General features: G+C 59.5%; 11 protein-coding genes. 1 reads left to right on the top strand and 10 read right to left on the bottom strand.

What is annotated here, in order from left to right; genetic code table 11:
• Positions 1–51: 51 nt before the first annotated feature.
• From ABHT90_RS03695 to ABHT90_RS03660, 8 genes are all read right to left on the bottom strand, one after another.
• Positions 52–1,059, bottom strand: a complete 1,008-nt coding sequence (locus ABHT90_RS03695; protein WP_022095157.1) for a YitT family protein — start codon at positions 1,057–1,059, stop codon at positions 52–54.
• 355 nt (positions 1,060–1,414) lie between these two features.
• Positions 1,415–2,044, bottom strand: coding sequence for an HAD family hydrolase (locus ABHT90_RS03690; RefSeq protein WP_022095158.1), 630 nt, complete (start codon positions 2,042–2,044; stop codon positions 1,415–1,417).
• A 160-nt stretch (positions 2,045–2,204) separates the two neighbouring features.
• The gene (locus ABHT90_RS03685; protein ID WP_226812387.1) at positions 2,205–3,188 is read right to left on the bottom strand and encodes an SIS domain-containing protein; all 984 of its coding nucleotides are present in this window, start codon (positions 3,186–3,188) and stop codon (positions 2,205–2,207) included.
• 199 nt (positions 3,189–3,387) lie between these two features.
• Entirely contained in the window at positions 3,388–4,221 is an 834-nt protein-coding gene (locus ABHT90_RS03680; protein WP_346981659.1) for a PTS system mannose/fructose/sorbose family transporter subunit IID, read from the bottom strand.
• Positions 4,222–4,234: 13 nt separating this feature from the next.
• On the bottom strand, positions 4,235–5,029 hold the full coding sequence (locus ABHT90_RS03675; RefSeq protein WP_055310098.1) for a PTS mannose/fructose/sorbose/N-acetylgalactosamine transporter subunit IIC: 795 nt from the start codon (positions 5,027–5,029) through the stop codon (positions 4,235–4,237).
• A gap of 36 nt (positions 5,030–5,065) precedes the next feature.
• Positions 5,066–5,989, bottom strand: coding sequence for a PTS sugar transporter subunit IIAB (locus ABHT90_RS03670; RefSeq protein WP_117646618.1), 924 nt, complete (start codon positions 5,987–5,989; stop codon positions 5,066–5,068).
• Between the two features lie 182 nt (positions 5,990–6,171).
• Positions 6,172–7,254 carry a DMT family transporter gene (locus tag ABHT90_RS03665; RefSeq protein ID WP_346981658.1) on the bottom strand — a complete coding sequence of 361 codons (1,083 nt, stop codon included), beginning with the start codon at positions 7,252–7,254 and terminating at the stop codon, positions 6,172–6,174.
• A 231-nt stretch (positions 7,255–7,485) separates the two neighbouring features.
• Positions 7,486–8,478 carry an SIS domain-containing protein gene (locus tag ABHT90_RS03660; RefSeq protein ID WP_006235139.1) on the bottom strand — a complete coding sequence of 331 codons (993 nt, stop codon included), beginning with the start codon at positions 8,476–8,478 and terminating at the stop codon, positions 7,486–7,488.
• A 205-nt stretch (positions 8,479–8,683) separates the two neighbouring features.
• Here ABHT90_RS03660 and ABHT90_RS03655 point away from each other — a divergent pair, with 205 nt between their 5' ends.
• Complete coding sequence (locus ABHT90_RS03655; protein ID WP_006235140.1) at positions 8,684–9,406, top strand: GntR family transcriptional regulator; 723 nt, start codon at positions 8,684–8,686, stop codon at positions 9,404–9,406.
• A 21-nt stretch (positions 9,407–9,427) separates the two neighbouring features.
• Here the strand turns inward: ABHT90_RS03655 and ABHT90_RS03650 are convergent, their stop codons facing one another.
• Together ABHT90_RS03650 and ABHT90_RS03645 are read right to left on the bottom strand one after the other, a co-directional pair.
• Entirely contained in the window at positions 9,428–10,018 is a 591-nt protein-coding gene (locus ABHT90_RS03650; RefSeq protein ID WP_346981657.1) for a GNAT family N-acetyltransferase, read from the bottom strand.
• Positions 10,019–10,096: 78 nt separating this feature from the next.
• Entirely contained in the window at positions 10,097–11,122 is a 1,026-nt protein-coding gene (locus tag ABHT90_RS03645; protein ID WP_346981656.1) for a threonine aldolase family protein, read from the bottom strand.
• Between the last annotated feature and the right edge of the window lie 43 nt (positions 11,123–11,165).

Raw genomic sequence — 11,165 nt, 5'->3', positions numbered from 1 at the left:
GGGGGGGGCTCGTTCGGATGGGTTGCGCAGGACCGGCAAAATGCCAATACCCTACTTGCCGTCGTCCTGCTGCAGGCTGTCCTGTTCGCTGAGGCGCGCCTGCCTGCTGGCCATGCGTGCGGGCTTGTCGGGATCGGGAACGGCCGTGGGCATGGGCTCGTCGACATGACCGCCCCACCAGCCGCCCACAAAGTTGAGCGTGTGGAACACGTTGATCACGGCGCCGGGATCAACGTCGCACACCAACTTGATAATGTCCTGGCTCTCGTAGGTCGAAACAACGGTGTTCAGCAGGTACATCTTTTCGCGGCTGTATCCGCCGACGACCTCGGCGCAGCTAATGCCGTGCTGAAAATGGTTTACGTAGGCAGTCATGACCTCGTCTGCCTTGCGCGTCGTAATCTGCAGCGTCACGCGATCGTAGCGACGATAGAAACTGTCGATGGTCTTGGTCGAAATAAACTGGAACACGATGGAATACGCCGCCTTGTCCCAGCCAAACATAAAGCCAAAGATCGCCAGGATAAAGCAGTTGAAACCAAAGATGACGCCCCAGATGGTCTTGCCCGTGTGGTTGGAAACCCACAGCGCGATAAAGTCGGTGCCGCCGGTGGATGCGCCGGATTTAAGTGCGATGGCAGCGCCCAGACCCGAGACCACGCCGCCAAAAATGATGAGCATGATCTTGTCGCCCAAAAATGGAGCGAAGTGAAAGACGTTGAGGAACAGCGACGAGAGCACGACCTGCATCATCGAGAAGATGACGAAGCGCTTGCTAATGCCGCTCCAGCATAGGAGCGCCACGGGGATGTTGAGCGCGAGCATACCGAGCGAAATGTCGATGTGAACGCCGCCCAGCGAGGTAACGCGATCGAGCAGGACCGCAACGCCGGTGAGGCCGCTCGGAAGCAGGTCGGCGGGCTGAATGAACGCCTGGATCAGGAATGTCTGGAGGACGGCAGAAATTGTGACCGCCACGGCAGTAATGGCACGGCGGACGATGGTGAGGCGGCCGAGCATGAGCACGCGGTCCGTGAGCTGATCGATGGCGTTCGCCACGTAGGCTCCTTTCGAAGGCAGATGTGGTTGTGGGGCATGCCCGCGATTGTAGCATGGAGCGTGCGGGGGCGCTTCAATTCAACCTCCCTCGACAACCAAAACGGGACCAGCAACCCCCACGACCAAAGGGCAAAATTCCAAGTGAGTAGACTTTTTACGATCTGCCGAGCACACCCAAAACCGCCACCCCTGTGACCTGCGGTTTTACAAAGGAAGATATGCATTGTGCTCGGCCTGCGCCAAAAAGTCTACTCACTTAGTCCGAATCGAAGCCAAACGGATCAAAATCGAAACCAAATTGAGCCAGTCCACCGCAAAAAACGTTTGAACCCGTGCTTCTCGCGGCGGATTGACACTACAAAGCGGCCAAAATGTCGGTCAGATTATCAATAACGGCATCGGCTCGCGATTGATCGAGGTTGACGCCCTCGTGCGGACGCAGTGCCAGGACGCGGGCGCCGGAACGTTTGCCAGCCTCGATCCCCAAAGGCGAATCCTCGATAACCAGGCACTCGGCAGGCTCCACCCCCAGCGCCTCCATGGCACGCAGGTAGATCTCGGGGTCGGGCTTAAACGCGCTGCACTCGTGACCGCTGATGGTGTAGTCCAGCACGCCGGCGATACCGGCAATCCCCACCAGCTCGTCGATCAGCTCGCGATAGGACGAGCTCGCGATGGCGCACTTCACGCCGCGCTCGTGCAGCTTGCGCATCACCGGCTCCGTCTGCTCATTGAGCAGCTCGGCATACGGAACGGGATGGTCCGGGCTGTAGACCTGCTTATACTCCACGCGCAGGCGCTCGCGCAGCTCAACATCGTCGGGCACCAGCGCCTCCCAAATGGCAGGCTCGTTAGACCCCGAAAGATCGGGGATCTCGTCAAAGTGGAACCCCTTCTCTTCCATAAACGCCACGCGGCGACGGTTGTAGAACCACTCGGTATCGACCAGCACTCCGTCCATGTCAAACAGCACTGCCTTGATCATACGCATCTCCTCCCACCTGCCAAAAAGGGACAGGTTTATTTTGGTAGGTTTTATCCGGGGTTTTATGGCGCGACAGACACGCCTTCCCCAGAGCAAAAAAGGGGATGGGGCACAAACCCCATCCCCTCTCAATCAACCCGTAAGGTCTACTTACTTGTGATTAGTAGGAAAGCTTCCACATGTAGCGACGCATGGTCAGCGGGTGCTGACGGGCCTCGGCGATCTGGTTGCCGTACTCGCGCATAACGGCGAGGTGCAGCAGCGGGTTGAAGTAGGTGACGACGCTCGCGGGCACGGCGTCAGCCAGGCCGTAGTCCTTGGAGTCGATCAGAGCGACCTTGGCGCCCATGCGCTCAAGGAAGGTGAGGGCGCGGGCGTCCATCGGACGGGTAGCGCCATCGGACATGAAGAAGACGTAGGGCTTACCCTCGGTGGAAACCTCGAACGGGCCGTGGAAGTACTCGCCGGTGTTGTAGGCGGCGGCGTCGATCCACTGCATCTCGGTGAACAGGAAGGCGGCGTGAGAATAAGCCATCTTCTCGGAGGCACCGGAAGCCATGAAGTAGATCATCTTGTCGTCCTTGAAGTCCTCGGCGAACTTCTTGGCGAGCTTCTTGCAGTGCTGAGCGGCGTTCTCGCAGAGATCGAAGACGTTGGTGAGGCCGGTGATCATGTCCTCGTAGTGGTCATAGCCCTCGGTCTGCTGAAGGATCTCGACAGCAAGAGCGATGGCATAGCCGGGCTTCTCGCACTTGGCAGCGTAGTTGGCGTGGAAGCCGTGAACGATGACGTGGTCGGCGTCGACGGTCAGAGCGGAGCCAGCCTTGTTGGTGAGGGAGACGACCGGGCAGTTGTGCTTCTTGGCGGTCTTGTTGGCCTCGACGGTCTCGGGCGTGGAGCCACCGAGGGAGCAGGTGATCACGAAGGTGTGCTCGTTGACCCAGGAAGGCGTGTCGTAGTTGAACTCGTTAGCGGTGAAGATCTGAACGTTCAGCTTGTCCGTGTTGTTGGCCAGGAAGTACTTGGCGGGGTAAAGGTCGGACATGGAAGCGCCGCAGCCGACGAAGGCGACGCTGTGGATCTCGTGGTTGGACAGGACGTCAGCGACGATCTGCTTAGGGAGGTTAAGGTCGATCTCGTACATCTGACACATTCCTTTCGATTTTTGCGGCGCCACATTGCCGGGCGCTCGCAGGGTTACCGTGGTTTGGACCGAGTCGCCGGCCCGTTGAGGATGTGACAAAGAGACTGTCCCTTTGTCACATTTTGGGGATGGAAGCCTGCCTGGGGTATGGGATGCCAGGCAGGCCCCCGGGGGAAAGCGGTTAGACGCTTGGTCGCGACTAGGCCAGGATGCCGGCCGCGGAGAGGGCGATGCCGCCCACAATGGCGATCACGAGAAGCCAACCGGTGTTGACGTTCTTCTTGATGAGCCAGTACATAAGGCCGGTGAGGCCGAGGGAGATCATCTGGGGCATCATGCCGTCCAGGATGTCCTGGATAACGACGGTGCCCTCAGCGAACTGCAGCTGGGTGGTAGCGCCGATCAGCGTAGCGATCATGCCGCCCACGGACATAAGGCCCACGATGCCGCAGACATACATGAGCTTCTCCATGAGGTCGCCGCCCTGAAGCTTGCTCAGGTACTCGTGGCCGCCCTGATAGCCCATCTTGGCTGCGAACCAAGTGATCAGCACAGAGGGGACGATGGAGATGAGCATGGCCAGGATCGGGCCCATGATGGAGCCCTGCTGAGCCAGCTGAACGCCCAGGCCAAAGGCGATAACGCGGATGGTGCCCTGGAAGAAAGAGTCACCGATGCCGGAAAGCGGACCCATGAGGGAGGTCTTGACCGCGTTGATCGAATCGGGATCGAAGTTCTCGGGATCCTTGGCGTACTCCTCCTCCATGGAGGCGGAGAGGCCCAGGATGAAAGCGCTCGTCTGCGGGGTGCAGTTGTAGAACGCCATGTGACGGTGGTAAGCCTCTTTCTTAGCAGCGAGCTGCTTGGGGTCGGACTCATCCGGATAGAGGCGATCGAGCGTGGGAACCATGCCGTAGAGGAAGCCCATGTTCATCTGACGCTCGTAGTTCCAAGAGGCCTGGATGGCCCAGGAGCGCCAGAAGAACTGGCTGACCTTCTTGTTCAGGGACACGTCCTTGGTTGCGGTTGCCATAGTGTGTTCCTCCTTAGTCTTCGTCGTCTTCGAGCGGATCGTAGTCGGAATCGACACCGGCGGCTGCATGGGAACCGTTGAACTTGAAGCCCATGAAGACGACAGCCAGGCACACACCGATCAGAGCGACCGCGATGACGGACAGGTTGAGGTAAGCGGCGAGCAGGAAACCGATGAACAGGAACGGAGTCATACCCTTCTTGATCATCATGGTGAGCAGCAGGGCCAAGCCGTAGGCGGTCATGATCTTGGTCGAAACGTTAAGACCAGTGGACAGCCACTCGGGAACCATGTTGACGATGGCCTGAACCAGGTCGGTGCCAACAAAGACGGCGAGGAAGATCGGCAGGAAGTACATGACGGCGTACAGACCGGAGCCGGCGCAGATGTGCATACGGTAGGCGGTCTTGAACTTTCCGTTATCGATCGCGTTATCTGCCACATGGGTGAGGGCGGCGATGATGGAACGGAACACGATGCCGAGGAGCTGACCCAGGACGGCGACCGGGATGGCGATCGTCATGGCGGTCTCGGCGGAAGCATCGGTCAGGCACGCAAAGGCAGCGGCCACGATGCCGCCCAGGACCATATCGGGCGGAACGGCAGCGCCGACCTGCACCAGGCCCATGGACACGAGCTCGACGGCGGCACCGACGGCAAGGCCGGTGGGCACATCGCCCAGCAGCAGACCGACGAGCGTAGCGCCAACGAGGGGCTGCTCGAAGTTAAGACGACCGAGCAGGCGGGAGTCCCACATGCAGAACACGCCGACGAGGCCGACGAGCACCGCACTGATGAACGTATTCATACCCTTCTCCTTTCAGTCAGGCAAAAGCCTGGTTGATTACAGCTTGGCGTCGATGTCGACGCTCTGATACGTAGGGGTCTGCTGGACATAGAGCTTGATGCCCATGTCGAGCAGCTGGTTGACGTCGGCCTTCTGGGTGGCGTCGAGGAAGACGGAGCTGTCCTTGCCGCCAATCTGATCGGCACCGTCGTGGTTGGCGGTGGCGCCCAGGTTGATGGCGTCGAGCTTGTAGCCCTGGCAGAACTGCAGCATCTCGGCCGTGTTGCCAAAGACGAACATGACGCGCTCACCGAGGGTGTTGAGCTTGTCCATCTTGGCGAGGGCACGCTCGACGGTGAAGACGTTCAGGCGCACGCCCTGGGGCTTGGCCAGCTTAAGAGCGCCCTTCTTGATGTCATCGTTGGCGGCAGCGTTGTCGACGACGATGATGCGCTCGGCCTGAACCTTGGTGGTCCAGGTAAAGACGACCTGGCCGTGCAGCAGACGGTAGTCAAGACGTGCGAGGACGATCTTGGCGGGACCGGAGCTGTGACGGGATGCCTTGGCCTTCTTGGCGGGAGCCGCGGCGGCCTCGACCGGTGCGTTGGGGTTGGTCAGACCGGTGCGGGCCTCGTTGATGAGGGCTGCGAGCTCGGCACCCTTGACGGGAACGGGGCTCATAGCAAGCGTGAGCGCCAGCGGGATGTTGAAACCGCTGACAACCGTGAACTTCGTGCCGTTCTTGGAAAGCTCGACCATGTTGTTGTTGACCGAGCTGCCGAGCATATCGGTCAGCACATAGACGGTGTCGTCCGCGTTGAACGTGGCGATCATGGCGTCCACCTTATTGGTGATGGGCTCCTTGTCGTCACGAGCAAGCGACACAACGTGGACGTTCGACACGTCGCCGAGAACCATCTCGAGCGTGTCTTTGGCGCCTGCGGCCAGGCCGCCATGAGATGCGAGAATGATCTGATTCATCTTGCCTCCTCCTTTTCGTTATGGTCATTATAACGTCTTATACGTTGCGGATATTGCTAATTAGTATAAAGACCGTTCGCGGGTGAAAAACGACCGTTGACGGGTTTAACGTACTCGTAACGTTGGCGCAGGGAAGGCCGGCGCTGGCCAGGCGGTGCCCGATCAGACGCCGCGCCAATCCCTTATCGCACGAAGTACCAGGGGCTTTCCTGCACGGTGGGCTCCAGCGCGATGCCGGTGCGCTCCTTAAACAGATCCATGTCCTGCGATTTTTCGGTCCACCACGCATTGGGCTTAAAGGTCATGCTCTCAATGACATGACCGACAAACACACTGTTGCGCAGCTTGGAGAAGTCGGTGTTCATAATCAGGATGGACGCGAGCACCAGCACGATGCCCAGGACTTTGATCGCGCCGGCGGGCTCGGCATAGACACCAATGCCCACCAGTACGGTGACGACCGTCTCGAATGACATTACGACGGGAACTTTCGACGTCTCGAGCCCCATGGATAGACCCTGCATATATAAGATATAAGCCACGGCCGTGGGGATGAGTCCAAAGCCAAGGAACAGCAGCAGCAGCTGTGGCGACATTGCCGCGGCGACATCCGGCCACGGAGCCGCGATAGCCGCCATAACCGCACCGCCAAAAACAAAGCCCCAAAACGTGACAGCCAGCGGGTGGACCGTCTTGGTTGCTATTCGGCTAAACACCGCGAGCGACGCACCGCAAAAGCCTGCAATCACGCCCGACGTGACGCCCCAAACCGAAAAATGAAAACCGGAAAGGTCGCCATTGGTCACCGCAAGCACGCAGCCAACGATGTTAAAGACAATGGCAACGAGCTTGTTGGGGGTCACGTCCTCGCGATAAAGCACGCGGCCGAGCATGACGCCAAACACCGGCGAGGTGTAGAGCAGCACCGAGGCCGTGGACATGCCCACCTCGCCCATGCACTCGTAATAGCAGGTGTTGGCGGCGGCCAGACCGACGATACCGACAAGCGCGCAGGGAACAAGCTCTTTAGGGCTTGCCTTGAACAGGGCCAGCGGGCCCTGAGCCACGGTAGACCCCTCACCCGGACGGCAGCCCATAAACATCAGGACCGGCGCCAAGATAAGCGCTCCGACCAACAAGCGAAAGGCAGCCATGCTCTGGGACGAAACGCCCATGGCCGAGATGCCGTTTACAAAGATTCCGATGCTGCCCCACATAAGCGCGGCGATCAGCACCAGCACATAGCCCAGATTGCTCTTCTTCAACGCAGCCTCCTCGGTATTGTTTCCAATATGTTTCGTACTACGTTATAGTCGTTATATACATTTTTCAAGACACAAATCGGCGAGCGGATAAGTGATCCGTTTTCCTCCGCCCCCAGCGGATTACTGGGCGGTTGCGGTGAAATAGTTCCTAAATAGAGGCTTCAAGCCCCCAAGCAGGAACTATTCCACCGCAACTTATGAGGACATCGAGCTGTTAGGCCGCTCTATCCCCTAGTAGTCCAGCTTCCACATGTAGCGGCGCGTCATGTAGTCCTTGTGGGTGACGGCAGAGAGCGCACGCATGTACACGTTGTTGAGGATCGGGGCAAAGATCAGGTGATTGAAGTACTCGCTCACGCTGTCCTTGATGTCGTTGAGGCCGAGCTCCTTGGCGTCGAGCTGATAGACGCGCTCGCCACCGTACTGGTTGACGAAGCGGATGCCGCGCTCGTCGTTGCAGCGGCTGCGGCCGACGCTGATGAGCTGGAACAGCGAGGTGCGCTTGTCCAGGATCTCGAAGGGGCCGTGGAAGAAGTCGCAGGTGTTGATGGTGCAGGAGTCGATCTGCAGCATCTCCTGCACGTTGCAGATGCTAAAGACGTAGGCGGCACCAAAGAGCGGACCCTGAGCCATCACGTTGATGCAGGGCTTGTCGGCGTTTTGCTCGGCCCACTTGGCGGCGAGCGGACGGGTGTACTCGACGGCCTTGCGATAGATGGGGTCGACCAGGTCGAAGGCGGCCATAGCGGTCTCATACTCGGCATAGCCCTCGGTCTGCTGCGTAAGCTCCATGGCGATCATGGTCACGACGGCGGAGTTGGTACGGCCCATGCAAGACTCGTCGACGGCCAGGCTGTCATACTGGATCTTGTAGTCGCAGACCTCGGTGAGGCCGGACTCGTCGACATAGATGGCGATGGTGCTGGCGCCGTGGTCCTTGGCGACCTGGGCGGCGACGATGGTCTCCTTGGTGCCGCGCATGGACACGACGACGGCCAGGGTGTTCTCGTTAACGTAGGCGGGCGTGGCGTGCACGAACTCATTGCTGGTGTAGCTGGAGCTCACGACCTGCGTGGCCTCGTGCTCCATAAAGTACTGGGCAGGATAGTTGCCGCCGTTGGATCCGCCGGCGCCAATCCACACGACGCGCTTGATGCCGCCCTTGTCTGCCTTGTCGGCCAAAACCTGGGAGACGACGTCCTTAACCTGTTCCTGAGTAGTCATCGTGCATCAGCCTTTCTTCTCGTTTGATGCTCTCGATGGCATACAAGTTACATACATGTTTTGGTTATGTCGACTAGTTGTATGCTATATTTGTCTTAAAAAATTTGCTGATACGGTTTTCGATAACTTGATACCAGCGGTTTTGTTGTTGTATTGAATACATGCTTGATTAGATACGCATACAGGTTAGATACAGGTTGATCGCATGAACGCTTCATCTAAAAAGAGACTGACCCAATACGAGCGCTTGGCGGGCATGCTGCGCGACCGCATCGCCTCCGGCACCTACGCGCGCGGAGACAAGCTGCCGTCCGAGATGGAACTCATGGACGAATCGGGGCTGTCGCGTAGCACCGTACGCCACGCCCTTAAGGTGCTCGTTGACGAGGGCCTGGTGCGCACCGAGCGCGGGCGTGGCGCCTTTGTGGCCGACACGCCGGCGCTCCACGAGAACAACCTGGTGTTTTCGAGCTACACGACACAGGTCCAGGGTCAGGGTATGAAGCCCACCACGCGCACGGTGGACTCGGGCTTTGCCAAGGCCGCGGGCAATGCGGCCAAGTTCTTCGATGTCGCCGTGGGCAGCAAGCTCGTCAAACTTGTCCGCCTGCGTTATCTGGACGATGCGCCGCTGTGCCTGGAGACCACCTATCTACCACCGAGCTTTGAAGCACTCATCGATCGCGATATCAACGGTTCGCTCTACGCCACGCTGCGCCAGGAATTCCATCGCGCGCCGGCACAGGGACATAAGACCTTTGAGGTGTGCTATGCCTCGCAAAACGAGGCGTTTTTGCTCAACGTTGGGCGCGGGCAGGCGCTGATCCTGATCACCGACTACGTGTACGACACCGACGGCCGACCGCTCCATGTCTCCAAGCGCATCCAGCGCACCGACCGTGCCAAATACACCGAGCCCATCGGCTAACCTGCCAAAATAAACCTGTCCCTAAATGGTAGGTTTGGGGAGGTCGGGGAACCAGGTTGGTTTGGGTTGGTTGGGGACGCGCTCGGCTAGGACCAACTCCATCCAGCACATGTCGTACCAGCGGCCGAACTTTTGGGCGCAGCGGTCAAAGGCGCCCACCAGGCGATACCCCATATGGGCATGGAAGTCCTGGCTGTTGTGCGTCAGGTACTCATCGTCCTTGTCGTGCGGCACGGCGATGAGGGCGCACATGTTGGTGATACCCATCGCGATCAGGCATTGCTTAAGCGCGTCATGCAGCTTGCGGCCCAGCCCGCCGTGGCGCACATCACGCGCCAGGTAGATCGATGTCTCGACCGACCAGTCGTATGCCTCGCGGCTGTTGAGCGGACTCACATAGGCATAGCCTACCGGACGCCCGTCCAGTTCCATCACCAGATACGGATAGCGCTTGAGCGTGCGCTCGATGCGCCCGGCGAACTCCTCAACGCTCGGCACCTCATATTCGCAGGTAATCGCCGTCTGGCGCACATACGGCTCATAGATGGCAAGCAACGCCGGCGCGTCTTCGGGCGTCGCCAGGCGAATCGTCGGCTCGGACATCTCGGTCATACAACCCTTCTCCCCCAAAAGCAAAGGCCGCCCTGCGCCAAGCTCAGGCGCAGGGCGGCCCCTTGTCATTACATCAGGCTACAGGACAGCCGCCAACGCGTCGATGTCCTCCCGCGTCGTGGCCCAGCTGGTGCAAAAGCGCACCACCGTGTGGGTCTCGTCGTACTTTTCCCAGTACTCGATCGCCGCATGCTCGCGAATGCGGGCCATGTCCTCGTTGGGCAGAATCACAAACTGCTGGTTTGTGGGCGTCTCCAAAAAGAACTGGTAACCGCGCTCGTGCAGCACACGACGTAGCGCCCGGGCCGTCTCAATCGCCTGTCGACCAATCTCAAAATACAGGCCATCGGTAAAGAGCGCCTCAAACTGCACACCCGTCAGGCGGCCCTTGGCGAGCAGTGCGCCATGCTGCTTAATTCGCGGAATGGGGTGCGCCGGGGCGTGCATGCCACAGAACACCACAGCCTCGCCGCAGAGCGCACCACACTTGGTGCCGCCGATGTAGAACACGTCACACAGCTGCGCCAGCTCGGGCAGGGTAATGTCGCACTCATCGGCCGCCAGCGCATAGGCCAGGCGAGCACCGTCCACAAACAGCGGAATCTCGCGCTTCTGGCACACCGCGTGAATCGCCGCGAGCTCGGCCTTGGAGTACAGCGTGCCGTACTCGGTCGATAGGCTCACATACACGGCACCCGGGAACACCGTGTGCTCGTAGCTCTCGTTTTCGTAGAACACCTGGATATAGTTCTCGAGGTCCTCGGCGTGCATCTTGCCCTCGTAGCCGGGGATGGTGAGCACCTTGTGGCCGCCAAACTCGATAGCGCCCGCCTCGTGACAGGCGACGTGGCCAGTCTCAGCAGCAACGACGCCCTCGTAGGGCGCAAGCAGCATGTCGATCACCGTCGCGTTGGCCTGCGTGCCGCCCACCAGAAAAAACACGTCGGCATCAGGGGCCTGGCAGGCCTCGCGAATAAGTTGCTTGGCGCGCTCGGTGTGCGCATCGGTACCGTAGCCGGGCTGCGGCTCCATATTGGTGTCGACGAGCGCCTGCAGCACTGCCGGATGTGCGCCGTGGGAATAATCGTTGTTAAACGCGAGCATGGCAATCCTCTCTTACCGGGTATCGGCCAGATGATTCAAACGG

This window comes from Collinsella aerofaciens (assembly GCF_039758815.1).
Taxonomy (GTDB): domain Bacteria; phylum Actinomycetota; class Coriobacteriia; order Coriobacteriales; family Coriobacteriaceae; genus Collinsella; species Collinsella aerofaciens_BP.
The sequence above is the reverse complement of the archived record's forward strand: the minus strand, read 5'-3'. Positions and strand labels throughout refer to the sequence as shown.

Coding starts and splice junctions, on each gene's coding strand:
- ABHT90_RS03690 (WP_022095158.1), bottom strand. CDS start 2,044: ATGATCAAGGCAGTGCTGTTTGACATGGACGGAGTGCTGGTCGATACC.
- ABHT90_RS03685 (WP_226812387.1), bottom strand. CDS start 3,188: ATGTACGAGATCGACCTTAACCTCCCTAAGCAGATCGTCGCTGACGTC.
- ABHT90_RS03680 (WP_346981659.1), bottom strand. CDS start 4,221: ATGGCAACCGCAACCAAGGACGTGTCCCTGAACAAGAAGGTCAGCCAG.
- ABHT90_RS03675 (WP_055310098.1), bottom strand. CDS start 5,029: ATGAATACGTTCATCAGTGCGGTGCTCGTCGGCCTCGTCGGCGTGTTC.
- ABHT90_RS03670 (WP_117646618.1), bottom strand. CDS start 5,989: ATGAATCAGATCATTCTCGCATCTCATGGCGGCCTGGCCGCAGGCGCC.
- ABHT90_RS03660 (WP_006235139.1), bottom strand. CDS start 8,478: ATGACTACTCAGGAACAGGTTAAGGACGTCGTCTCCCAGGTTTTGGCC.
- ABHT90_RS03655 (WP_006235140.1), top strand. CDS start 8,684: ATGAACGCTTCATCTAAAAAGAGACTGACCCAATACGAGCGCTTGGCG.
- ABHT90_RS03650 (WP_346981657.1), bottom strand. CDS start 10,018: ATGACCGAGATGTCCGAGCCGACGATTCGCCTGGCGACGCCCGAAGAC.
- ABHT90_RS03645 (WP_346981656.1), bottom strand. CDS start 11,122: ATGCTCGCGTTTAACAACGATTATTCCCACGGCGCACATCCGGCAGTG.